This is a genomic window from Clostridium sp. N3C (assembly GCF_900095445.1).
Taxonomy (GTDB): domain Bacteria; phylum Bacillota; class Clostridia; order Clostridiales; family Clostridiaceae; genus Clostridium_AU.
Map to the genome: position 1 here is coordinate 1 of NZ_FMJL01000050.1, position 25,352 is coordinate 25,352.

General features: G+C 30.8%; 25 protein-coding genes. 19 read left to right on the forward strand and 6 right to left on the reverse strand.

Going from position 1 to position 25,352, the window contains the following annotated elements; translation table 11 throughout:
• Positions 1-31: 31 nt before the first annotated feature.
• From N3C_RS12130 to rfbB, 3 genes are read left to right on the forward strand one after another with little or no spacing between them, the layout of a single operon-like run.
• Positions 32-1,198, forward strand: a complete 1,167-nt coding sequence (locus N3C_RS12130; protein ID WP_074366290.1) for a nucleotide sugar dehydrogenase — start codon at positions 32-34, stop codon at positions 1,196-1,198.
• A gap of 60 nt (positions 1,199-1,258) precedes the next feature.
• The gene (rfbC, locus tag N3C_RS12135; RefSeq protein ID WP_074366291.1) at positions 1,259-1,828 is read left to right on the forward strand and encodes a dTDP-4-dehydrorhamnose 3,5-epimerase; all 570 of its coding nucleotides are present in this window, start codon (positions 1,259-1,261) and stop codon (positions 1,826-1,828) included.
• Between the two features lie 39 nt (positions 1,829-1,867).
• Entirely contained in the window at positions 1,868-2,893 is a 1,026-nt protein-coding gene (gene rfbB, locus N3C_RS12140; RefSeq protein WP_074366292.1) for a dTDP-glucose 4,6-dehydratase, read from the forward strand.
• Between the two features lie 128 nt (positions 2,894-3,021).
• On the opposite strand, the gene N3C_RS12145 is transcribed toward rfbB, so the two are convergent.
• The 3 genes from N3C_RS12145 to N3C_RS12155 form a co-directional block, all read right to left on the reverse strand.
• Positions 3,022-4,071, reverse strand: a complete 1,050-nt coding sequence (locus tag N3C_RS12145) for an acyltransferase family protein (protein WP_074366293.1) — start codon at positions 4,069-4,071, stop codon at positions 3,022-3,024.
• A gap of 144 nt (positions 4,072-4,215) precedes the next feature.
• Positions 4,216-6,750, reverse strand: a complete 2,535-nt coding sequence (locus N3C_RS12150) for a cohesin domain-containing protein (RefSeq protein ID WP_074366294.1) — start codon at positions 6,748-6,750, stop codon at positions 4,216-4,218.
• A gap of 468 nt (positions 6,751-7,218) precedes the next feature.
• The gene (locus N3C_RS12155) at positions 7,219-7,884 is read right to left on the reverse strand and encodes an exopolysaccharide biosynthesis polyprenyl glycosylphosphotransferase (RefSeq protein ID WP_074366295.1); all 666 of its coding nucleotides are present in this window, start codon (positions 7,882-7,884) and stop codon (positions 7,219-7,221) included.
• A gap of 220 nt (positions 7,885-8,104) precedes the next feature.
• On the opposite strand from N3C_RS12155, the gene N3C_RS12160 reads away from it, so the two are divergent.
• The 5 genes from N3C_RS12160 (at position 8,105) to N3C_RS12180 (ending at position 13,709) form a co-directional block, all read left to right on the forward strand.
• The gene (locus N3C_RS12160; protein ID WP_074366296.1) at positions 8,105-9,130 is read left to right on the forward strand and encodes an LCP family protein; all 1,026 of its coding nucleotides are present in this window, start codon (positions 8,105-8,107) and stop codon (positions 9,128-9,130) included.
• A 159-nt stretch (positions 9,131-9,289) separates the two neighbouring features.
• Positions 9,290-9,703, forward strand: coding sequence for a hypothetical protein (locus N3C_RS12165; RefSeq protein ID WP_074366297.1), 414 nt, complete (start codon positions 9,290-9,292; stop codon positions 9,701-9,703).
• Positions 9,704-9,837: 134 nt separating this feature from the next.
• Positions 9,838-11,223, forward strand: a complete 1,386-nt coding sequence (locus N3C_RS12170) for a zinc ribbon domain-containing protein (protein ID WP_074366298.1) — start codon at positions 9,838-9,840, stop codon at positions 11,221-11,223.
• Positions 11,224-11,247: 24 nt separating this feature from the next.
• Positions 11,248-12,486, forward strand: coding sequence for an ABC transporter permease (locus tag N3C_RS12175; protein WP_074366299.1), 1,239 nt, complete (start codon positions 11,248-11,250; stop codon positions 12,484-12,486).
• Positions 12,483-13,709, forward strand: a complete 1,227-nt coding sequence (locus tag N3C_RS12180) for an ABC transporter permease (RefSeq protein ID WP_074366300.1) — start codon at positions 12,483-12,485, stop codon at positions 13,707-13,709. Before N3C_RS12175 ends, N3C_RS12180 begins: the two co-directional genes overlap by 4 nt.
• 53 nt (positions 13,710-13,762) lie before the next feature.
• On the opposite strand, the gene N3C_RS12185 is transcribed toward N3C_RS12180, so the two are convergent.
• Complete coding sequence (locus tag N3C_RS12185; RefSeq protein ID WP_074366301.1) at positions 13,763-14,668, reverse strand: zinc ribbon domain-containing protein; 906 nt, start codon at positions 14,666-14,668, stop codon at positions 13,763-13,765.
• A 312-nt stretch (positions 14,669-14,980) separates the two neighbouring features.
• Between N3C_RS12185 and N3C_RS12190 the strand changes: the two genes are divergently transcribed.
• Entirely contained in the window at positions 14,981-15,805 is an 825-nt protein-coding gene (locus tag N3C_RS12190) for a YihY/virulence factor BrkB family protein (protein WP_074366302.1), read from the forward strand.
• Between the two features lie 21 nt (positions 15,806-15,826).
• A complete protein-coding gene (locus tag N3C_RS12195) occupies positions 15,827-16,546 on the forward strand; it encodes a WecB/TagA/CpsF family glycosyltransferase (protein WP_074366303.1) in 720 nt (239 codons plus the stop codon).
• A gap of 126 nt (positions 16,547-16,672) precedes the next feature.
• On the opposite strand, the gene rfbD is transcribed toward N3C_RS12195, so the two are convergent.
• The gene (gene rfbD / locus N3C_RS12200) at positions 16,673-17,512 is read right to left on the reverse strand and encodes a dTDP-4-dehydrorhamnose reductase (RefSeq protein WP_074366304.1); all 840 of its coding nucleotides are present in this window, start codon (positions 17,510-17,512) and stop codon (positions 16,673-16,675) included.
• A gap of 226 nt (positions 17,513-17,738) precedes the next feature.
• On the opposite strand from rfbD, the gene N3C_RS12205 reads away from it, so the two are divergent.
• Entirely contained in the window at positions 17,739-18,080 is a 342-nt protein-coding gene (locus tag N3C_RS12205; RefSeq protein ID WP_074366305.1) for a single-stranded DNA-binding protein, read from the forward strand.
• A gap of 69 nt (positions 18,081-18,149) precedes the next feature.
• On the opposite strand, the gene N3C_RS12210 is transcribed toward N3C_RS12205, so the two are convergent.
• Positions 18,150-19,358: an FprA family A-type flavoprotein gene (locus N3C_RS12210; RefSeq protein ID WP_074366306.1), complete on the reverse strand. Its 1,209-nt coding sequence runs from the start codon at positions 19,356-19,358 to the stop codon at positions 18,150-18,152.
• 288 nt (positions 19,359-19,646) lie between these two features.
• Here N3C_RS12210 and N3C_RS12215 point away from each other — a divergent pair, with 288 nt between their 5' ends.
• The 8 genes from N3C_RS12215 (at position 19,647) to N3C_RS12250 (ending at position 25,326) form a co-directional block, all read left to right on the forward strand.
• Positions 19,647-20,246 carry a hypothetical protein gene (locus tag N3C_RS12215; protein WP_074366307.1) on the forward strand — a complete coding sequence of 200 codons (600 nt, stop codon included), beginning with the start codon at positions 19,647-19,649 and terminating at the stop codon, positions 20,244-20,246.
• Between the two features lie 224 nt (positions 20,247-20,470).
• Positions 20,471-20,827 carry a DUF6514 family protein gene (locus N3C_RS12220; RefSeq protein WP_306345598.1) on the forward strand — a complete coding sequence of 119 codons (357 nt, stop codon included), beginning with the start codon at positions 20,471-20,473 and terminating at the stop codon, positions 20,825-20,827.
• Positions 20,828-21,177: 350 nt separating this feature from the next.
• Complete coding sequence (locus tag N3C_RS12225) at positions 21,178-21,549, forward strand: holo-ACP synthase (RefSeq protein ID WP_074366308.1); 372 nt, start codon at positions 21,178-21,180, stop codon at positions 21,547-21,549.
• Positions 21,550-21,632: 83 nt separating this feature from the next.
• A complete protein-coding gene (locus N3C_RS12230) occupies positions 21,633-22,241 on the forward strand; it encodes a germination lipoprotein GerS-related protein (RefSeq protein ID WP_083604546.1) in 609 nt (202 codons plus the stop codon).
• A 48-nt stretch (positions 22,242-22,289) separates the two neighbouring features.
• Positions 22,290-23,453, forward strand: a complete 1,164-nt coding sequence (gene alr / locus N3C_RS12235) for an alanine racemase (RefSeq protein WP_074366309.1) — start codon at positions 22,290-22,292, stop codon at positions 23,451-23,453.
• 393 nt (positions 23,454-23,846) lie between these two features.
• Positions 23,847-24,008 (forward strand): hypothetical protein, encoded by a 162-nt coding sequence (locus N3C_RS15535; protein WP_373432811.1) that lies wholly within the window; start codon positions 23,847-23,849, stop codon positions 24,006-24,008.
• Positions 23,968-24,324 carry a type II toxin-antitoxin system PemK/MazF family toxin gene (locus N3C_RS12245; protein WP_074366310.1) on the forward strand — a complete coding sequence of 119 codons (357 nt, stop codon included), beginning with the start codon at positions 23,968-23,970 and terminating at the stop codon, positions 24,322-24,324. Before N3C_RS15535 ends, N3C_RS12245 begins: the two co-directional genes overlap by 41 nt.
• Positions 24,325-24,474: 150 nt before the next feature.
• On the forward strand, positions 24,475-25,326 hold the full coding sequence (locus N3C_RS12250; RefSeq protein ID WP_074366311.1) for a YitT family protein: 852 nt from the start codon (positions 24,475-24,477) through the stop codon (positions 25,324-25,326).
• Positions 25,327-25,352: the final 26 nt, after the last annotated feature.

Genomic DNA, 25,352 nt, shown 5'->3' on the forward strand with positions numbered 1-25,352 from the left:
TACAGTACAAGATGAATAAAGGGGGATCAGTATGAAGATTGCTGTAGCAGGAGCTGGGTACGTAGGATTATCAAATTCAATTTTATTAGCTCAACATAATGAAGTTATTGCATTTGATGTTGTTGAGGAAAAGGTGCAAATGATTAATAACAGAAAGTCTCCAATTATAGATAAAGAGATAGAAGAATATTTAGCAAATAAAGAGCTTAATTTAACTGCCACTACAGATAATTATGTGGCTTTTAAAGATGCTGAATTTGTTATTATTTCAACACCTACTGATTATGATCCTGATAAGAATTACTTTAATACAAGTACAGTTGAAGCCGTAATAGATAGTGTTTTGTCTATAAATCCTAATGCTGTGATGGTTATAAAATCAACTGTACCAGTAGGTTATACAGAAAAAGTAAAGAAAATGTTTAATACTGATAACATCATTTTTTCACCAGAATTCTTACGAGAAGGAAAAGCGCTTTATGATAATTTGTATCCTTCACGTATTATAGTAGGTGAGGAATCTGATAGAGCTAAGAAGTTTGCTGATTTATTAGTAGAAGGCGCAATAAAAAAAGATATAGATGTTATTTTTACAGGATCAACAGAAGCAGAGGCTATAAAATTATTTGCTAATACATATTTAGCTTTAAGAGTTTCATACTTTAATGAATTGGATACTTTTGCAGAGACTAGAGGATTAAATACAAAACAAATAATAGAAGGTGTTTGTTTAGATCCACGTATTGGTAAGCATTATAATAATCCTTCTTTTGGTTATGGTGGCTATTGTCTGCCTAAGGATACCAAACAATTATTAGCAAATTATAATGATGTGCCCCAAAATATTATGTCAGCAATTGTTGAGTCAAATAGAACCAGAAAAGATCATATAGCTGATATGATTATGAAGAGGAATCCGAAATTAGTTGGTATTTATAGATTAACAATGAAAGCAGATTCTGATAACTATAGACATTCATCTATTCAAGGAGTTATGAAACGTATTAAAGCTAAAGGGGTAGAGGTTGTAGTATATGAACCTACCTTAAAAGAAGAATATTTTTATAATTCTAGGGTTATAAGAGATTTAGAGGAATTTAAAAAGATTTCAGATGTAATAGTTGCTAATAGAATTTCAGATGAAATCAAAGATGTAATGGAAAAAGTATATACTAGGGATATATATGGAGAAAATTAAATATTTTAGTATAGTAAAAGTAGAAAATATTAATTTGTTAGGAAATTGGAGCGGTTTAGTATGAAAGTAATAGAGACTAAAATACCGGGAGTAATAATAATTGAACCAGATTGTTTTGGCGATAATAGAGGATGGTTTATGGAAACCTTTAGCGAACCTAAATATCGGGCCTTAGGTATCACAAATCCTTTTGTACAAGATAATCATTCTATGTCTGCTAAGAAAGGTACATTAAGAGGTTTGCATTTTCAGAATAATCCAATGTCTCAAGGAAAACTTGTACGATGCACTAATGGAATAGTAATTGATGTGGCTGTTGATATAAGAAAGGGATCACCTACTTATCTTCAGTGGGTATCCGTAGAGCTTAGTTCAGAGAATAAGAGGCAATTTTATATTCCTAGAGGATTTGCACATGGATTTTTAACCCTTACTGATAATGTTGAGTTTCAATATAAGGTAGATAATCTTTATTCAAAAGAACATGAAAGAACTATTCGTTATGATGATCCATCAATTGGTGTTGATTGGGGTGGATTACTTAATGGAATTGAACCTATCTTATCAGAGAAGGATAAGAATGGACCTTTATTAGCTGACTGTGACTGTAATTTTATTTATGAGGAATAGTAAATCATAATATAAAAATATATAGTAAGGAGCAATAAGATGAAGATATTAGTAACAGGTGGTGCTGGTTTTATCGGCGGAAACTTTGTACATTACATGGTTAATAAGTATCCAGAATATGAAATTGTGAATTTAGATTTACTTACTTATGCTGGAAACTTAGAGACTTTAAAAGATGTTGAAAATAAACCAAATTATAAATTTTATCGCGGAGATATTGCAGATAGAGAATTTATAATGAATCTATTTGATAAAGAAAGATTTGATATAGTTGTAAATTTTGCAGCTGAGAGTCATGTGGATCGTTCTATAAAGGATCCTGGCATTTTTGTTAGAACTAATGTTATGGGAACTCAAGTTTTATTGGATGCTTCAAAGGAATTTAAGGTTAAAAGATATCATCAAGTGTCCACAGATGAAGTGTATGGGGATTTACCTCTAGATAGACCAGATTTATTCTTTACTGAAGAGACACCTCTTCATACATCAAGTCCATATTCATCAAGTAAAGCTAGTGCAGATTTGTTTGTATTAGCTTATTACAGAACTTATGGACTTCCTGTAACCATATCAAGATGTTCTAATAACTATGGACCTTATCATTTTCCAGAGAAATTGATTCCACTTATGATTAGTAGAGCGTTGGCAGATGAAAAGTTGCCCGTATATGGTAAGGGGGATAATGTAAGAGACTGGTTGCACGTAGAAGATCATTGTTCTGCCATTGACCTTATAATACATAAGGGAAGAGTTGGAGAAGTTTATAATGTAGGAGGTCATAATGAGAGAACTAATCTTGAAGTAGTTAAGACAATCCTAAAAGAACTAGGAAAACCTGAAAGCCTCATACAGTTTGTAGACGATAGACCAGGACATGACAGGAGATATGCTATTGATCCAACAAAACTTGAAACTGAGCTTGGTTGGAAGCCTAAATATAATTTTGAAACTGGAATTAAACAGACTATCCAATGGTATTTGGATCATCAGGATTGGTGGAAGAATATTATTTCTGGTGAATATAAAAATTACTTTGATAAAATGTATGGAGATAAACTTAGTTAAAATTAAGTCATAAGTAAAATTCTAACTTATAATTATCTTAAATATAATTTATTATACCGACCTTTAATGATTAGAAAGAAAAATCAAATCATTAGAGGTCGGTATTTTAATTTTCAAAGTTTGTATTACTACTTAGCTCTTTTTGATATATAGATTTGTTTTGATTTTATATAAACAACAGCTTTTATTTTGTCAATGATTATTTGTATTATTATAGGAATGCAGACACCTGCTATGGTCAATAATATCCAGCCATTAGATAAATCCGTAAAAGATTTATCCGTTAAATTAGTATAAATATTTCTGGTTATATCAAATATTAGTAAGTGCAATGCTAAGATTATTATTGTGTTTTTACCTATATAATCAAGTATACGTAAATTCCATTCTTTTTTCTTCTCAAGTAATTTTCCAATGTATATATTGGCATAAAAACCTGCAATGGAAGATACTATATAAAAAGTTGGACTAGTATATCGATCATTGACTATGTCTACATAACCAAGATGACTGTTACGAATTAATATAACAATTGAGATTAAAAAAAGATAAATATTAAAGGGAATTTTATACTCAACTTTTTTGAATAAATATCCAAAATAGAACATTATCATTGTCATTAAAACTCTGATTATATTTTTATGATTGGAGTTTAAACTATTTTTTAGTAGTATACATCCTAAAATAAATAATAGTAAAATTAATGTTGCTCTAACCCATTCTTTATTGTCTAATTTTAATTTTTTTATTACAAAGCTCAATAAGCAAAAAGCAATAGTTACAATAAATAAAGTTTTTAAAAACCAAAATGAACCTATATGTGCTTCTGTAATATTAAATTTAAGTAAACCTTTAGCCACTTTTATAATTAAATCTTTATTATAAACATACTTACTTTCAGTTAAATTAAATGCAAAAAATACATTTCTTAATGCAACAAATATTATTTCGTAGATCACAAAAGGTAGATATAATGTTTTAATACGCTTAAATATTAGTGTCTGAGGCTTGTCTGAATAGAAATCCTTGTAAAAATAACCGGAAATGAAAATAAACAAGGCCATATGGTATTGATAAAATATCCATTTAATTGGTCCTTCTGCATGTCCTATAACCATTGCTATAATAGTAAACGCTTTTACATAATTCATATATCTTATTTCTTTTTTATTACTCATGCAAGTTATCCTCCTTGTATGTTTCATTATACAAGGATAAGTTTGATAAATCAACATAATTCGACATATTACAACAAGTTAAACTTTTAGATGGAATTAAAAAGCAAGGTAGATAAAACTACCTTGCTAAATGTTTATTATTTTTTAATATATGTTTCCACCTATAATATCAAAGGCATCAATCATTATGTAAGTACCTTTAGAGCTAGAGGATTTAGTACCAGTACATTGAACTGTGATAGTGTGATTTCCAGGTGATAGATTTGTTACCTGAAAAATAGTTTTTTGCAACTGTAGAGAAGGTGAATACATGTCCACAGTGTAAGATGTACCATCTATAATAACCTTTGCTATTCCTCTATTATTATAAGGTGATGAAATTAGCTTAATTCCAGTACCAGAGAATGAAAAAGAAAGAGAACTTGTTGCACTAGATGCATATTTTTGATAACCAGCACTGAGCTGTTTATAAGCTTCAAATTCCCAAGTACCAACATAGCTAATTTTTGAATTGTTTTCTTCTACACGGTTAACCGTTGAAGAATTTACTATATCTCCATTAATTATATCAAAACCGTCAACCATTATATAAGTACTAGATGATTTAGAATTCTTTCTGCCTGTGTATTCGACTTTTATGCTGTGAATACCATTAGGAAGATTTGTTTTTTCAAATACTGTTTTTTGGTATCCTAAAGAAGCACTGTACATATCTACATCATAAGATGTACCATCAATTGTTACTTTAGCAATACCTCTGTTAGTATAAGGGGTAGATATAAGCCTTATTCCAGTTCCAGTAAAATTGAAGGAAAGGGAGGCTGAAGAGCCAGCGTATTTCTCAACACCTCCACTGAATTTGCTTAAGGATTCACTTCCCCAAGTACCACTATAAGTTATTGTATTATTATTCTCTTCAATACGCTTAACAGTTGAAGCTGTAACAATGTTTCCGTTAATAATATCAAAAGCATCAATCATTATATAGGTAGCACTTGATCTAGAATTTTTCCTGCCTGTGTATTCAACTTTTATGCTGTGAGTACCATTAGCAAGATTTGTTTTTTCAAATACAGTTTGTTGGAATCCTAAAGAAGTACTGTACATATCTACATCATAGGATGTACCATCAATTGTCACTTTAGCAATACCTCTGTTATTATAAGGGGTAGATATAAGTCTAATTCCTGTACCAGTAAAATTGAATGAAAGAGATCCAGAAGAACCAATGTATTTCTCAGCACCTCCACTGAATTTGCTTAAGGATTCACTTTCCCAATTACTACTATAACTTATATTTTCATTGTTTTCTTCAATTCGATTGATTGTTGAAGAATTAACTATATTTCCATTAATAATATCAAAGGCATCAATCATTATATAAGTTTCCTTAGAATTAGCATTTTTTAAACCGGTATATTCAACTCTTAAAGTATGGGTACCATTAGTAAGATCAGTTTTTTCAAATACAGTTTTTTGAAATCCTAAAGAAGAACTATACATATCTACATTATAAGGAATTCCATCAATAATAACCTTTGCTATACCTCTATTGTTATATGGTGTTGAAATAAGTTTTATTCCAGTTCCAGTGAAGGAAAAGGAAAGAGAACCTGATGAATTTGTATATGTTTCTGATCCATTATTAAAGGAATAATGGGATTCGTTTTGCCAAATACCATTATAAGCTATATTTGGATTACTATCATCTACACGGTTTATTTTTGCTGATTCTTTGATATTTCCATTAATAATATCAAAGGCGTCAATTATTATATAGGTACCAGTTGATTTAGAATTTTTCCTGCCTGTGTATTCAACTTTTATGCTATGAGTACCATTAGCAAGATTTGTTTTTTCAAACACAGTTTTTTTGTATCCTAAAGAAGCACTGTACATATCTACATCATAAGATGTACCATCAATTGTTACTTTAGCAATACCTCTGTTATTATAAGTAGTAGATATAAGTCTAATTCCTGTACCAGTAAAATCGAATGAAAGAGATCCAGAAGAACCAATGTATTTCTCAGCACCTCCACTGAATTTGCTTAAGGATTCACTTCCCCAAGTACCACTATAATTAATGTTGTAATTAGTTTCTTCAATACGAGTGAAATTAGGTTGTATGCTAATTGTTTTAGCGGTAGCTTGATACTGAATTTTTTGATCTGATAATTTACTATTACTTAACTTAATTTTAACGTTTTGCTGATTAACGGATAAAGTTACATCTGAATTTGTGGTGTTTAGAGGCATACTACCGGACTTTAATGCCTTTGCTTTTATTGTAAACAACACACCAGAATTAGTTAAGCCAGCCTTTTCTCCGCTGAGAGATGCATAATAGCTAAAGTATCCGGAACCTCTTTGATCCTCTAAGAATCCTTTTAATTGAGCTTGTCCATTCCAAACGTTTCCTACAACAACGTCTTGTACACTAAAAAGTGTTGGGTCAAACTTAAAATCAATTGAAGCACCATATAAATCTGTAACATTTGATATGTTTACATAAATATCAAATGTGTCACCAACATATATAGGGGATTTACTTAAAGAATAGGAAATATTGGCGTTTCCAGCAGCCACTACTTTGGGAAATTGGGGAATAGCTACACATAGTAATAATAGTAGCGGTGCCAAAAAAGAAAACAAATTCAAAAAACGTTTTTTGGTCAAAGATTAAACCTCCTTTTTCTTAATTTTAAAACCTTTGGAATACTATTAAAGAACAAGTCTTTCTCTAGTCTTACCTAAAATAATTAACCTATAATTGAATTATATAGGATAATTATAAGTTTGTGAATGATAAAAAGACATAATTTAAAGGAAAATGTTGAAAGATGCTAATTTATCTTTATGTTTTGTAAAAAGCACACAAATATCGAAATAATAAAATTATTAAGAAGATTAGCAAACTGCCATCAAGTGGAATAATAGCTTAATAACCATTTCTTATCAATAGGCTGCTTTGTTACAAAGAAGAGTTGATGAATAAATGTTTAGACAAGCTTAAAAAGGACAGGTTCAAACAATCATTCGTCAACTCTTTTTAAAAACAAAGCTACATACTATCAAAAGACATTAAAATGACAGAATAAAAAAAGAGGTCTGATATTTCATTTATGACCTCTTATATCTTATAAATTACATTGCTCCATCTTTTTTTAAAACGGAGATAAAGGTTTTAAAGAGTATTTTTATATCATTCCAAATGGAAAATTCTTTGATGTAGGTTAAATCATATTCAATAGTTTTTGATAGTTCAATTTCACCACGGCCGTTAACTTGAGCCAAGCCTGTTATACCAGGGGTAACCAGTAACCTTTGTTCATATTCCTTAGGATAGTATTTAACTACATCTGGTATTTCTGGTCTTGGGCCAATGAGACTCATATTACCTATTAATACATTGAATAGCTGTGGAAGTTCATCTAAGCTGGTTCGTCTTAAAAAAGCGCCTACTTTAGTTATTCTATTATCACTTTTGCTTTGAAATATAAAGTTTTCAATATTTTCTGGATCTATTTCTAATTCTCTCTTTTGTTCAGCATTTACTACCATAGTCCTAAATTTGTATATAGTGAAGGGCTTATGGTTTTTACCTATTCTTGTTTGTTTAAATATAGCAGGGCCTTTGGAATCAACTTTTATAGCTATGAATACTATTAGATAAACTGGTAAAAGTAATATTATACCTATGGTGGATAAAAGGATATCCATTATTCTTTTGATTATGTATTGTGACTTCTTACTAATAATATCTTTTTCGATATCAATAACAATTTTATTTTTATCATTATTTATGCTCATATTTACACCTACTTAGAATTTAGAATTTACCCATAATATATTAGCATAAATATAATTTGTCTTCAATAACTGATATATGCCAGTATATATGCTGACAAAAGCTAATAAAAAGAGATATATATTGATTTATTATGACAAAATGGTAAAATTTATGTTGAACATTAAGAATTTTAATGTTATTATTGAAGATGTAAAAAAATTAATGAGGTAGAGGGTTGTTATGGAAGGAAATAGACGTAAAAGAACTAGATATAAAAAAAGAAAATCAAAGAAAAAATTGATAATATTTTCAACTTTACTTGTATTATTATTAGTGGTTATTTCAGTAGGTGTTTATGGATTTAATATGCTAGGTAAGCTAAATAGAACAAAAATATCAGATACAGATGAAGATCTAGGAATATCTAGTGATATTAAACAGAAAATCGGAAGTCATAAAAATTCGGATGAGATTGTTAACATAGCCTTATTTGGATTAGATCAGCGTGATGTAAAGGCTAATGGACGTTCAGACTCTATAATGGTCCTTTCTCTTGACAAAGCACGCAAAAAGATTAAATTATTTTCTATAATGAGAGACTCCTATGTGCATATTGATGGCCGTGGAGAAGATAAGATAACTCATGCTTATTATTTTGGAGGACCTCAATTAGCAATTAAAACTATTAATGAAAACTTTGGTTTGAATATAAGAGACTTTGTTACCGTAAATTTCTTCGGACTAGAGAAAATTATTGATGCTTTAGGTGGCGTAGAAATAGATGTTAAACCGAATGAAGTTGAAATAACTAATTCTTATATTAATGAGGTTGCTAAAATTGAAGGAAAAACGCCTAATCATTTAAGCAAATCAGGAAAACAAAATCTTACAGGAATGCAAGCTGTAGCTTATTCAAGAAATAGATATACCGGTAACGGAGACTATGAGAGAACAGAAAGACAAAGAAGGGTTCTTAATGCTTTAATAAATAAGATAATGGCCATGGGAGCTACAAAATATCCAGGGGTAGTTTCAGAATTGCTTCCTTACGTTAATACTAGTTTAACAAACTCTGAAATAATAAGTTTAGGATTAGATGTATTTAAGATTGGAAATTTAACAATAGATCAGGAAAGATTCCCTGTAGATGGCTATTGCAAAGGCCAATATATAAAAGAAATATGGTATTTGGTATTTGATAAAGAAGCTACCAAAGAGCAAGTATTTGATTACTTGTATAATGATAAAAAGCCTACAGCAAAGTAAGGGATAAATAAAATGAGCTTGTTTTTAGTAAATATAACTAAAAGCAAGCTTATTTTTTTACATGTATCTTTTAGTTGAGTAATGTCGTATAATTTATATTAATTAATATAAATACCCTATAGTTAAATTATGTAAAATAATTTTTGGGGAGGGAGTTTTATGGTAGAAATAATAAAGATCTTAATGGATGCAACTAACGATATTCATGATGCCATTATCAAAAGTAGCCAATTATCACAATTTAATGATAAGCAATTACACTTTATATTAATTGGAATAATAGGAATGATTATTTTTGCTGCTACACATATCCTATTTAAATGGTTATCTAAACATAGCATAACAGCTATTTCATTTATATATACCATGACTGTACTTATAGTTATAGTATTTGTTATTGAGATAGAACAGAAGCTAACTGGTAGAGGAAATATGGAGTTTGATGATATATTAGCTGGGCTCTATGGATTTTTATATTTATTTGCAATCTATTTATTCATAAGATTATGTGTTTATTTAATTAAGACCTTAATTAATAATAAGGTTGGAAAGAAAAAAGTAGACAAGATTTGAAATTTAATAATTAGGGACGGTTAATGCAAATTAAGCATCTTAATATATTAATACTGGAAAAGTTCCCTTTTTTATCGTATAATATCTTTATATGCCTTTTGTAATTTTTTGAATAATTTTAAGGGGGACAATGAATGTTTTGTGAAAAATGTGGAGCTCAGTTAGAAGACAGTGCTAAATTTTGTACTGTATGTGGGCAAGAAGTAGGTAGCCAGCAAAGTGCTGAACCTTATATAAATAATGAAGTTGACAAATTGTCTTACAATGACAATGGGGGAGCTAATAATGAGATTAACAGTGTAGAGCAATCATCTTTAGCACAAAAGTTTAGGAAGCGTCCAATGTTTATAGGCCTAGCCGCAGTGATTGTAGCCCTTGTTGCATTGATTTTTGGAGTTGTAAAGCCACTTATAACCAATAGAAATCCTGTCAATAAACTAATAACGGCTGTTGGTAAGTTAAGTAATTATGAAGCTGTAGATGTAACTGCTAAAATAAAACTAAATATGGATGGAATACAGGGAGCAATCTTTGATAATTTTGCTTTTGTTATTGATGGGAAAACAGACATTAATAATAAAAAAGGTTTCTTTAATATAGGTGTTAAATTTAAAGATAATAGTATTGCAAACATAAGTACTTACTACGATGAAAAAGTAATAATGTTAAAATCTGATGAATTATTCAAAGATACATTATTTATCAACATAGATGATTTAAATGCTTTAATAAAAGAATCGGATTTACAATCTGTTACTGATGGTGCTTCTTCTAAAAATGTAGAATCTTTGAAAAAGTTTGGTAAGGATTTAGAAAAGGATGATAACTTTAAAGCTGTAAGAAAAAAATATGGAAAATTCTTAAAGAAAAATTTGGGGAAATTTATTAATAATAATGGTAATGTTGATGTGAAAGTAGTAGAAGCAGGCAAGGAAAAAAATATAAAGTGCAATGAATTAACCTTTATTGTTAATGATGAATTTACTTCTACTATTGGGGGAGGTTTATTAAAAGAACTTTCTGAAGATAATAATTTTAAAGCTCTTGTAAAAGAGAAATTACCTGAATTAGTAGAGCTGCTAAAGGAAAACGGAGCTTTGGAAGCTTCAGGATTTGATATGGATAAATACCAAGAATTTATGAAGGACTTCGATAAAAATTGGGATGAAGCTATGAATGAACTAAAGACTGCACTAGATGGCAATGAACTAAAAGAAGAAAGGAACTTAAATACTGAATTATTCTTCAGAATAGATAACAAGAATAGACTAAGACAGTGTTTCTTTGAAATTGATTTACAAGATGCTGCAGATGCCCTTTCTAAATTTAATTCAAATGGATCAATGGGAGTAGAATTTACTTTTAATGGCTTTGATAAAGACGTAGTTGTTGAAAAGCCAGATGAAGATGGAGCTATTAACCTAGCAGAAATGGATGAATATCAGCTTATGAGCCTTTTGGGAGAAATGCAAGAAAATCTTGAAATTATTTTAAGTGATGAGTTAAAGCTTGGTTTCTAAAATTAATTTGGAGATTTGCACATTATGATTAAGTTAATAAAGGTAATAAAAAAAGACTTAAAGCTTATATTAAGACATAGATGGGCAATTATTGCTCATTTGTGTCTTCCCTTTTTATTATACGGAATTTTTGCTTTTATCTTTTCTGGTATGATGAATCGAGAAGCAGATATTACACCATTGAATGTGGCTGTAGTGGATAAAGAAAATAGTGTACTAAGTAGGATACTTATTAATAACTTTAAAGGAAATAAGACCTTCTCAAAAATGGTAAACATCAAAACTATGAATGAGAAGGATGCAGAGGAAAGCTTTAATGAAAATGAGCTTATTGGCATAATTACTATACCAGAAGACTTTTCTAAAAGTCTAGTGTACATTGAAAATTACCCAATAAATGTTGTTTTAAATAAGAGAGAGCCTTTAAAAAGCTCTGTACTTCAAAATATGATGGAGAGCTATGGCAACTACGTATCTTCTGTAGAGAAATCCATAGTAGCTTACATAGACTATCTAAAGGATTATGATTTTACTCAAAATCAATTAGAAAATATTAATGAAGAGATGTCCGTTAATTTAGTACTGGCAGCTCTATCTAGAGGAGAATTTTTTCAAGAAAGGGAGATAGAGTCAATACCTTCATCTAGCTCTGCAGAATATTTCATTGCGGCTACTTTAGTATTATTGCTAATGTATAATGGGGTAAGCGCAGGAAATCACTTGATAAAGGAAATTAACAGTGGTTGCCTAAAACGAACGGTAGTTTCGCCTGTGGGGACCTTGAGGATAGTACTTGGTAAATGGATATCATTCTCTCTTTACAGTTCAGTTCAAGTAGCTATCTTTATACTACCAGCGGTAGTATTTTTTAAGGCCTTTCATCAGGATTTAATATTAAAAATAATAGTATATATGTGGATAGCAATCTTTTTCATAAATGGCATATTCATATTTCTAGCAACTTTTTTCCGAAAAGAAGAGCTTTTTATGGCAGTAGGCAATATATTTGTATTCATCTGTGCACTAGTAGGAGGTAGCTTTCTTCCCTTACAGCTGATGCCACTAGAAATTCAAAAACTGGCATCTATAACCCCAAATTATTGGATTATCCGGGGTAGCCTATACATAATGAACTACAGCAGCGGTACAGGAAGTATTGGCGATAGTAGCGCTCTTAATCTTATTCTTTATTCTTTTATTATTATATCTCTACTGTTAATATTAATATCCAACTTTCGATTACGAAAGGCGGTGAGATCATGAATAATAGGGACGGTTCACTTAAATCTCAGATCTTACCAATAGTTAAAAATCGGCTGAAGCTAATGTATCGTAATAAGTTATTAATTTTGTTATGTATTTTGTTACCATTATTTTTCTCCATGCTAGTTAATAAAATTTTTGAGAAAAAGACCTTTTATGAAGGGGTACCTATTGCTATCATTGACAGAGACCGGTCAAAGATTTCCTCTGAAATTTTGAAGAAAATTAGTGAAAATTCAGCTATTTCAGTGAAAAACATAGAAGAGGAAGATATAGAGGAATATATTTCTAAGGAAAAGGTGCAGGCGGTTTATATCTTTGAAAAGGGAATGGAAAAAAGAATAATGGCTGGAGAGTATGAGGATATAGTATCTGTTTATACAGTGCCTGGTAGCTTAACAGCTATGGGTGTCAGTGATATTATTGCCGGGGAAATAGTACCTTATGTTTGCAAGTATTTAGTTATAATAGATGGTCAAAGACAGTTACCTCAGGAGGAATATGAAGTAATAGAAGAGGCTGTTAATAGCAGATTTAAAGATCTTAGCAATGATCCTAGTTATGAATTGCCGGTGATAGTTGATTTAAAGACACCTAATAGTGATGAAGTAAAAGAAAAAGATAAAGATAGAAATATCTTTTCTATTTCTATGGGCTTAGGACTTATAGTGATATTTTCTACTATATTTATGATAGCAGGTTGCAGTCTTTTTATAAAGGAGAGGGAAAATAGAGTTAGAAATAGGATTAAGGTATCAGGGGTAAAGCCCTTTAGCCTTTTATTTGCAGATATTCTTTCAGTAACTATAACAGGTATAAGCATTACTATTTTTCAATGTATATTCATGTATCCTGTGTTAAAAGGTATGTCTATAAAAGCAATATTAACGGTAGCGCTCTTTATGGCGGTTTATATATTTGCAGCAGCAGCTATGCTTGCTTTACTAGCTTCTATTTTTAAAAGTCATATTTCTTTTCAGAGTTTTACACCAGTGATGATTCTAATAATGGGAATTTTATCTGGCTGTGTATATAGTTTAGAAATGATGCCTGCATCTATGAAGAAAGTTGCTATATTTACTCCTACCTATTGGGCCCATAAGGGATTATCTGAGATGATTTTATTTGGTGGAAATTTATATAATATTGTAGTAGATATTTTTGTACTTCTTGCTATGGCAATGATATTTATTGTACCTGCTAGATTTATGTATAGAAATTAAAAAAGACCTTTTGCTAACAATTTTATATTGAAGCAAAAGGTACTTTTATTTTCTTAAAATATTCCCATAAATATTCCTCTATAGAATACGGATATTATTACTCCTGCCGCTTTAAAGAAAAGGAAGTTTACCAAGTATAGAAGTACTGGAATTATTGTAAAGCTATATAGGGCAGAAATTTCTGGTTTGTTAATATTACTGCTTATAGCTTTATATAATAATACGGTGGAAGTCGTTATTCCAGCTAGATAGACCATATAAGATAAATTTGGTTCAACATATCCTAAAATTATTGATATAAATGATATAATTGCATAGGGAATAGCTGTGAAAGCAACAACATTTATAGCTTGTATAGCATTAAGTTGACCTTTTAACATTACATGGTTAACAAGCAAGGTTAGCGCCCAAAGTGCTACTAACATAAATATCACAAAGAAGAAGGATGCAAGGAACAACTTTCCGTATCCTATTTCATATATTTCATTGGAACCTAATAGGATACCGGATAAATCTTGAATCACTTTTTTTGTACTATTTATAGTTATTGTAACTTTTCCTTTACCGCTACTTGCAAGCGCAAAATTTTGTGCAGCGGTCCAGAAGTTTAGTAATATTAGTATTAATGCCATTATACCAGCAAATATGTATGTGGATAATGAAGACATCTGGAATTTTGATTTAGTAATAGAAGTTATAGGATTCTTAAAGAAAATAGACAGTTCCTTTCCTAACTCTTCCATGGCTATTACATACTTAGAGGGACTTTGCGGAACAAACTGTTGTTGAGAAAAGTTAGCATCAAAATTTGGAGCTTGTTGACTTTCAAAGTTTACTTGTACATTTTGTTGGTAATTATTTTGTGGAGCTGAATTTCCAGAGGATAGCATAGTTCCACAATTTCCACAGAACTTGTCCCCTTCAGCTGTCTGAGCACCACAATTTGCACAAAAAGCCATAAGATAAATCCTCCTTTTGTATAAGGTTTTTACTTACTGAAAAAAATAATTCAAGATAATTTAGAGAATAGTAAGTAAATCCTTTGTATTTTTTTATAATATTGTTTATAAAACATCACTATTATACTATAAAAGCATGTAAAACTCAATTATAGCCCTTTATTTCAGATGTAAAAAGTAAAGATATAAAAATTGAAAAGGGCTATATGGTATGATATAATCAACCATAAATTCTTGTTAAATATAATAATTTCATAATAATATGTAGTAATATAATAGTGATATATAATAATATGATACAGAGGGATGTGCATGAATACTAAGGGAATGTTTATATTGGCTTTAATAAAGCGTATTAAGGATGATCAAATATCTGCTTTAGCAAGTCAAATGGCCTATAGGCTATTGTTATCTTTTTTTCCCTTTTTAATATTTTTATTAACAATAATTGCTTATACTCCTTTAAGAAGTGTAGATTTGCTGGCTTTTTTACAGGGAATAATACCTGGAGAAGCCTTAACTCTAGTGGAGCATACAGTAAAAGAAATTACAGAAGTTAGAAAAGGAGATCTCTTGTCTTTTAGTTTATTGGGAACAGTATGGGCTGCTAGCGGTGGTGCAAAAGCAGTAATACGAGCATTAAATACAGCCTATGATGAAGAAGAGAAAAGAAGTTTTCTTAAGGTGCAGTTACTTTCTGTGGTTTTTACTTTAGGGCTGGTAATAGCATTATTAGCTACAACAATTTTGCTTGTATTTGGAAATTTGCTTGGAGACTACTTAAGCCAATTTAATAAGGTATCCTTTGCTGTTATGCCTATGTGGAATATGTTTCGTTATGTAGTAATGGCTGCTTTTATGATAGCTGCATTTACTTTTATATATCAATATACTCCTAGTCGTCGGCTAAAATTTAGGGAGGTTTTGCCTGGCAGTTTGTTTTCAACGGCAGGATGGATTATTATATCAATTGCTTTTTCTTTCTATGTTGATAACTTTGCCAACTATTCTAGTTTATATGGAGGAATCGCAGCTATATTTATACTGATGATTTGGATTTATCTAAGTTCAATTATATTACTTATAGGAGGGGAAATAAATGCAACTTTAGCATATGAAAATACAAGGAATAATTAATAATCCTAGGGAGTGATACAATTGACCCAAATTTTAGGTTATAACATATATAATAAGAGTAAAAGAGAGTTAATAGATTTTGCAGTTCAAAGAAATGATAAAATAAATATAGTATCCGGTAATCCAGAGGTGCTTTATAATGGACTACAGGATAAAGCCCTCTATGATTTTTTTAATAGTAAAAATACTATAATAATACCGGATGGTGTTGGAGTAGTACATACTGCTAGGCTTTTAAAAGAACCGGTTAAGGAAAAGATAGCAGGCATAGAAGTAATGGAAGGTATAATAGAATACTGTGCTGCTAATGAAAAGGGTATTTTTCTCCTTGGTGCAGAGCAGGCTGTTGTAGAAAATTGTATGCTTAATTTAATGGACAAATATCCCACATTAAAAATATGTGGAATTCACAATGGATTTTTTGATTTAGATAATTGTGAAAACTTAATAGAGCAAATAAACAAGACAAAACCCTTTGCCATATTTGTGGCTATGGGTTCACCAAGACAGGACAAGTTTATAATGAAGTATATGGATATATTAGATGTTAACATATTTATGGGGGTAGGAGGCAGCTTCGACATCTTTGGTGGTAAATTAAAGAGAGCGCCAAAGTGGATGATAAAAACTAATTTGGAATGGCTGTACAGGGTAATTAAAGAGCCTGTTAGAATCAAACGATTAGCATCTATTCCTAAGTTTATGTTCTTAGCAGTGAAGGATAGTAAGAAGAATAAATAAGTAGTAGTAACCTATGGAGGCGGTATTATGGATTACATAGGTGATAGGGAATAGTGGGATAATAAAAAATGAACTACCTACTAAATAAGTAGGATAGTTCTTTTTTTATGTAAAGCAAAAGTTTTTTTAGTTTGTTTTCAAATATTCAGCTAAAGATTCCTGCCAAGGTCTCATTATATCTCCAGTAGTTAACTCCATCATATAATTTCTCAGCACAGAGTATTTAGGACGTTTAGCAGGTCTTGGGAATTCATCAGTAGTACAAGGAATTACCTCTGTATCAATTCCTTTTAGTCTGAAAATTTCCTTAGTAAATTCATACCAGCTGCATTGGCCGCTACAAGTAGCATGGAATAAGCCATAATTTTTTTCTTCTATTAGCTTGATGATAGCTCTTGCCAAGTCAACAGTGCTGGTAGGGCTTCCTATTTGATCATTAACTACCTTTATGCTCTTATTTGATTCACTCAATTTAAGCATGGTTCTTACAAAGTTATTTCCTTCTCCATAAAGCCAAGCTGTTCTTAATATATAATGCTTTGGATTAAATTCTGCAGTAAGCTTCTCACCTTGAAGTTTTGAAGCACCATAAACCGTTTGAGGGTTTGTAGTATCAAATTCGGTAAGAGGACTTGTAGCCTCTCCATCAAAAACATAGTCGGTGGAGATTTGTACTATTTCTGCGCCGATAGAATAAGCTGCAGAAGAAAGATTTTTAGGACCTATGGCATTAATCTTATATGCATTTTCTATATCTGTTTCACATTTATCTACTGCAGTGTGAGCAGCGCAATTTATAACTATATCTGGCCTATGATCATGGAAAAAGGAAAATACTTTTTCTGTGCTAGTAATATCTAACTCAGCCACATCAGTTAATATTAATTCAACATCTTTTTTGAGCTGTAATTGTTTTGTTAATTCTAATCCAAGCTGCCCTTTGGCTCCTGTAATTAAGATTTTCATAATTTACCTCCAGTATATACATTCATCATTATCTCATAACATTATACCATTTAGAGAAAAAAGTAGAAACTTCTTATATAAATTTTCTTTATATTAGTATATCCAAAAGGTAATTATAATTTTAATCAATAACAATAGGTAAGATATTTATAAAAAATATAAATCGATGTTTAATAAATGAAGATGTGGTTATAATTATAGAAAAATCCATGTCGGAGGTTATTAAATGAATAGAATAGTTTTAATTGGAAGATTGACAAAGGATCCAGAAAAGCGTGTTTTAGATGACTCTGGAAAGGTTTTGGCTAGGTTTATTATAGCCGTAGAGAGAGAATATAAAAATGCCAATGGAGAAAGAGAAGCAGATTTTATTCCTATAATAGTTTGGGGTAAGAAAGCTGAAGTAGCAGCAGAATATTTAACAAAAGGAAGTTTAATAAGCGTATCTGGAAGGTTATGCAATAGAATTATAGAAGATGGCCAAGGGGGAAGAAAGTATATTTCTGAAGTAGTTGCAGATACACTGCAGTTTCTTGATCTTAAAAAGAACAGTGAAAATGCAGGTTAATTTTTTATGATGAAAGTAAAAAATAACAATAAAACTTCCACCTAGGTAGAAGTTTTATTGTTAAAATTATTATTTTACTTGATTCAATTTATTAGCAAATTTTACACCAAAATCAAAGGCCTGTTGAAGCTCTTCATCGGATGGCTTAAATATTACTCTTAAACCTGGTTGTATTTTCATTTTTAATTCCCTTAGTCGGTTTTCAATATTAGGAACTGCTTCACCAGTCCAACCATAGGAGCCAAAACCTGCAGCAAGTTTACCACCGTGAACTAAAGGATTTAGCTTTGTAAGCAAGTCTCTTATTGGCTCTAATAGGTCGCCATTTATAGTTGGGGAACCAAATAGTATTCCTTCAGAATCGGTGATATCTGATAATATTTCATTTTTGTCATGTTCTATTACATTATACAATTTGATTTGGAAGTTTCCTACGGATTTTATACCTTCAGCAATTTTGTTAGCTAATTGAGCAGTGTAACCATAAGCTGAAACGTAGGATATAGTAATCTTTTTCTCTTCAGTATCTCTAACTATAGGAGTACTCCATTGACGGTATAACTCAACAATTTTCCATGGATCTTTTCTTAAAATTGGACCATGACCAGTACAAATTATGTCAATAGGAAGCTTTTCAATTTTAGCTATAGCCTTTAACACATAAGGTTTAAAAGGTCCCATAATGCAATCATAATAGTATCTTAAAGCTTCCATATAATCATCTTCATTTGCGTTTAGATCATTATACATAGCTTCATTGCAATAGTGGCTTCCAAAGGAATCGCAAGTGAATAGTATCTTATCTTCTTCTAAATAAGTGTAGTTGGAGTCAGGCCAATGTAATAGAGGAGCTGAAATAAATTTAAGTGTCTTATTTCCTAAGCTTACGCTATCACCATCTTTTACTGGTATACCTTCAAAATCTTTGTTTGTAATTTTTTTTAGGAACTTTAAGGCAGAAGTTGATCCAAGAACCTTGGCATTTGGTGAAATGTCTAAAAGTTTGGCTACAGAGCCTGCATGATCTGGTTCTGTATGATTTACTATAATATAATCGATTTTTGATATATCTATTCCTAAAGAGTTTAGACGTTCAATATACTCATCAAAAAACTCAGCTTTTACAGTTTCAATAACAGCAGTCTTTTCAGTACCTTTTACCACATAAGAGTTGTATGTAGTACCAAAGGGAGTATACATTATAATATCAAAAACCCTTAAGTTTGGATCTAAGGCACCAACCCAATAGATATCTTTTTTTACTTCTAAAGATTTCATTTACTCACTTCCTTTTAAAAATATTATATAGAAAAGGTATAAGAAAAACTTTTTTTAATTTATAATTATTATCCGTTAATAATTATAATACCTATTTCTAAAATTTGCAATACAATGTTTATATTATAAAAGGTATAAGTTAATTTTTAAAAATTAGTAATTAAAGAGCTTTGATATTTACATAATCCAAATTATTCCTGATGAATATTTTTGTCCCCAAATTCGCAAAATAATTTAAAGACTTATTACATATATGTGTAGATTATTTTTTGGGGAGGGAAGGACAAGATGTTGGAAAGAATGGATTTAAATAAAAAATACGCCAACTTTTCGGATTTAATAGCAGCAGCTTCTGCTAGAGAGTTAGGCTTTATGATTATTAGTGCTGAATATACAAGGGCTTTTAGTTTAAAACTTAAGAAAATTATTAGTGAATTAGATGAAAAGCAAAGAGCTCTAGCTTCTATCAGTTGTATGTTTAATACTAAAGGTGATATTGTTATTATTGACGAAGCATTGCTTGGACAATTTATTTCAATTAGATATAAATGTGCTATGGAGGAACAGTATAAGGGAACACATTTAAATGAAATTGCTAAATCAGTTATTGATGGTGAGGAAAAAAAGGTGCTAGATTTTTTAAGTTTGTCTTATGACGTGCTTTATGAAACCTTAAGTGAAATCTATAAAGAGATCAAGTGTAGGAAAGATGTATTAAATGTACATAAGGAAAAATACAATATGACCTCTTATAATAAGGAAGATAATGTAATGGTTACGATAGTTTTAATGATTATAGAAGATATTATTAAGTATCTTAATTGCAAGGAATCTTATGTGTTAACGATTTCTGCGCTAAAAGTTAATAAAAGTTTTAGGGGTTATTAGAAAGAAATCGACAAAATACGCTAGTAATTGGAAGTAGAATGGAAATTTGATATACACAAACAATCGATCGTGTATAACTAAAATGTATTGTTGTCATAAAATAAAGAAATAATTTTTTTTTTAGATATTATGAAATGACATTATTTTATTTTGTCTAGTGTTATCATATGTATGTGGCAAAATTGATGTCACTGCATAATTGGAATTTAGAGGGGGGAATACATATGATGGTAGTGGAATCTTTAAGTAGGACAGAGAAAATAGGGGACATAACTTACTTATATAATTATAGAATAATAAAGAGTTACATATCGATGGAAGTAGAGGATGACCTAGTATCAAGCCAAGCCTATGGTATAGAGGTTGAAAGACAAGACATCGTAAATGGGGTTGTTGTAAATATTGAAAGAGATTCTATTGAAAGCATCAGCCCTCAAAGACACAAGGTTCACAATCTTTTAAGATTACTTTATGATAATGCAGTATCTCCTATTCATCTAGTGGAGGTATTAGGAGAGTATGTTGATACTTATATAATGGATTTCGATATTAATGTAAGAAATGCATCTACCTTAAATTAATATATGATGTTAAAAAGTGCCTTTCTCCAATACTTTATAGTAGAAAGGCACTTTTTTATATATGTACATAAGTTCTAAATTGCTATATTGCTTTGTTTCAAAAAGGTGTTGATGATCCTATAGCGCTATGTTTCAAAGAAGTGTTGATGATTCAAGGACAAGCATCAAAACCTTGTCCAAACTTCATGAGTATATATCAACTCTTTTTTAAAACAATGATACATAGTGCAAAAATACAACTATCAAGCAAGTAAATTGAATAAATATCAATTAATAACATAATATGTAAGTTGATAATAAAATCCTAAAAGAGTAAAATATAAGGCATGAAGAGGAAGAGGAGAGGTACTGTGATAGTAGGTATTGGTGTTGATATTATAGAAATAAATAGAATAGCAGAGGCTATGGAAAGAAATCAGAACTTTGCATCTAAAATATTTAGTGTTAGGGAAAGACAATACATGAAAGATAAAAAGAATAAAGCCCAGCATGCTGCAGGAATGTTTGCGGCTAAGGAAGCAGTATCAAAGGCATTGGGTACAGGTATAAGGGGATTTTCTATGACGGATATTGAAGTAGTTAGAGATGAAAGGGGAAAGCCTAATGTCGTATTACAGGGCGGTGCTCAGAAGATAGCTGCTAGCTTTGGAGATTATCGAATTCATTTAAGTATTTCTCATAATAAGGAGAATGCTATAGCTTATGTGATAATAGAAGTTTAAAATTAATCTTTATTTTTTAGAATATAATTCCACCCTCTAGAATATTAGTATTATTGGTAGAGGAAATAATTCTGGAGGAGTTTATGAAGTTATTGAAAAAGCTGCTTCTAATTTTTGTATTTGTTACTATTGCTCTATGTTCTGGTTGTGTTAAGAAGCAGAAAAGCGAAAAAGAAGTGGTAGACTATATAAAAAATATGCGGAGCTATCAGTGTAAGACTAAGATAGTTGTTCATAATGATAGACAGGATTTAGAATATCAATGCAATTTGTTCTATGACAGTGAAAGTGGTAATCGCTTAGAGCTTGGCAAGGATAGAATATACATATTTAAAGGCAATAAAACGGAAGTTAAAGATAATGTTAATAATAGGCGATATATTGTAGAAAGCAAGTTTGAGGATCTATACTATCTTACTTTTGTTAATGAGTACATAAAATTAATTTATATAAATGAAGATACAAAATATTATATAGAAGAAGGGGATGGTAAAAGGTACCAACTTATTGAGTTGACCATACCAGCTAATAATAGAAATATTGATAAAGCGGTATTATATGTAGATACTAAAAGCCTTGTACCATCTAAAATATTGATTTATGATAGTAATAACAGAAAACGAGTTGAAATAACTTATTCTGATTTTAAAGCTAACGTTAAACTGGATAAGAAATTGTTCAGTTTTGAATAAATTATTGAGTTCTTGGATTCATTGTTGAACAGATGAGGGGGAAGCAGTATGACTGAAAAACTAAGGCCTTTATGGGCTGAGATAAATTTAGATAGAATCGCTCATAATATGAAAGAAGTGGTGAAAATATCAGCCTCTAAGGAAATTATCGCTGTAATCAAGGCAGATGCGTATGGACATGGTGCTTTAGAAGTGGCACCGGTATTGATAGAATCCGGAGCTACCAGGCTAGCAGTAGCAGTGGTGACTGAGGCTCTTGAATTAAGAAGAGCTGTCAAAAATGCTCCAATTATGATTTTAGGGTATACTCCTGTTAGTTATGTAGAGGAGATTGTGAATAATGATATTGAAGTCACTGCCTATGATTATGATTACGTAAGACAATTATCCAGAGAGGCTGATAAATATAATAAAAAAGTAAAAATACATATAGCTGTGGATACTGGTATGGGACGTATAGGTTTTTTACCTACAGAAAGTAGTGTGGAAGATGTATATAAAATTAGTAAATTGCCTAATATAATTATTGAAAGTGTATTTTCACATTTTTCGAGTGCTGACGAGAAGGATAAAGAATATACAATATACCAGTTTGAAAAGTTCAATTGGTTTTGTAAAGAGTTAGAGGCTGCTGGAGTTAAGTATAATTTCCGACATATAGCAAACAGTGGCGCTATTATTGATTTGCCTCAAACTCATTTAGATGCTGTAAGACCTGGAATTGCACTGTATGGTTACTATCCTTCTAAGGAAGTGGATGTTACAAAAATAGATTTAAAACCGGCAATGTCTCTAAAAGCCAGTATAATAAACCTTAAGAGGGTGCCTGCAGGTGAATACATAAGTTATGGCAGAGCATATAAAACAAGTAGAGAAAGCGTAATAGCAACTTTACCTATTGGTTATGCAGATGGATACACAAGACTTCTCTTTAGTAAAGGTAAGGTAATTGTGAGAGGTAAGTTCGCTCCTATCGTAGGCAAAATATGCATGGATATGTGTATGATAGACGTCACTGATATAGAAGGAGTAGAGTTGGGCGATGAGGTTATTATAATGGGAGAAGAGAACAATATCAAATATGATGCCGATGACATCGCTAACAACATAGGCACAATTAACTATGAGGTACTCTGCTCCATTAGTAAGAGAGTTCCTAGAGTTTTCATTAAGAATGGTAAGGTTATAGAAATAAGAAATTATATTGAATAATGCTTATATCTATGCTTACTAAAGGGTAAAATCCTGCCTATAAAAAGGAGCCTAGAGGTAATTAATGGACCTCAATATAATTACTTTGACAGGTATAATAAGGGTAGGATATAATTGTTTGTGACAGGTAGATTATTATAATAGTTAGATGTCTATCATTACGAGAAGTCATAATGGCTTCGTGGAATAATCCTACGTCATAATTTGCTTAGGGTAATAGGAGGTAGCGTAAAACATGTCAGGTTCAAAGAGATTAGTTGTAAACCTCTCAGAAACACTCGGAAGACAATTAGAAAAAAAAGTGAAGAGAAAGGCAAAAAAAATAGTCAATATATTAAGGATGCCATAATATTATATATAGAGGAAAGAAAAAAAAATGAATATATAGATAGAATGAAGAAGGGTTACATGGAGATGGCAGATATCAATGTAGAGATGGCAGAGATGGGATGTGCTGAAGATTTAAAAAACCTGCAAGATTATGAGGTATGGCTTACGGAGAGTGATTTGCCTGATGACTATGATAGTGAAACGAGGAGATATATTTTATGCTGACCTTAGTCCTGTAGTAGGATCAGAGCAAGGTGGCATTAGACCGGTTGTTATTATACAGAATGATATTGGCAACAAATATAGTCCTACAGTTATTGTGGCGGCCATAACTTCTCAGATAAATAAGGCAAAACTCCCCACCCATGTTGAAATCTCTTCAATAGATTATGGATTAAACAAGGATTCAGTAGTTTTGCTTGAACAAATAAGAACCTTAGATAAAAAGAGATTAAAAGAGAAGATTGGTCGAATGAAAGATGAAGATATGGCACTAGTAGATGAAGCTCTTCTAATTAGTGTAGGACTTCATCATAGATGATTGATTATGATAATGGTTATTTCAGCTTTAGTAAGTTGAAATAACCTTTTTGTTTTATATGGAATTATTATAATATTTTGAATAAAAGTATGATTGATTATGTAAAATAATAGTATTGCTATATAAATTTCAATATTGATGGTGATACCCATGACTACTTTTAAAGAATATTTGAAAATAACAATAGGATTATTTCTCGTGGCTATAAGTGTTAAGTTATTCCTAGCACCAAATCAGCTAACGGCAGGAGGGGTTAGTGGTATGGCTATTATCATTAACCACTTTCTACCCAATCTTCCTATTGGATTATTAACCTTAATTATGAATGTAATCTTATTCATAGTGGCTTTTTTTATAATAGGAGGAAAGTTTGGTACAAAGACCATATATGCTAGTTTGGTTTTGTCTACTTTGATTTGGATTATGGATTTTTTTATCGCAGAAGATGTGGCTCTTACTAAGGATCTAATGTTAGCTTCTATTTTTGGTACCTTTTGCTCAGGTATTGGAATGGCCATAGTTTTTAATGAAAATGCCTCTACTGGTGGTACCGATATAATAGCTAAGATCATTAATAAGTTTTTCCATATAGCCATTGGAAAGTCCTTGCTAGGAGTAGATTTTATAATAACTGTTTTAGGAGCTATAACTTTTGGTATAGATCAAGGTTTATATTCCCTGCTTGCAGTTATAATTAATGGAGTGATTATTGATTATGCCATTGACGGATTTAATGTATGTAAGCAAGTTATGATTATAACAAGATATAAAGAAGAAGTTGGAAGGTATATTACGGAAACTCTTGATCGTAGTTATACCATACTTTTTGGTAGAGGGGGATTTAGTGAAAAAGAGGTGGATGTAATCTATACCATATTAACTAGAGTGGAATACATAAATCTAAAAAAGTATATCATATCTATTGATAAACAGGCTTTTATATCCGTTAATGATTCTCATGAGGTTTTAGGAGAGGGGTTTTCTGAATTGATAGAAGACTAAAAGTGCATTTTTTTATGCACTTTTGT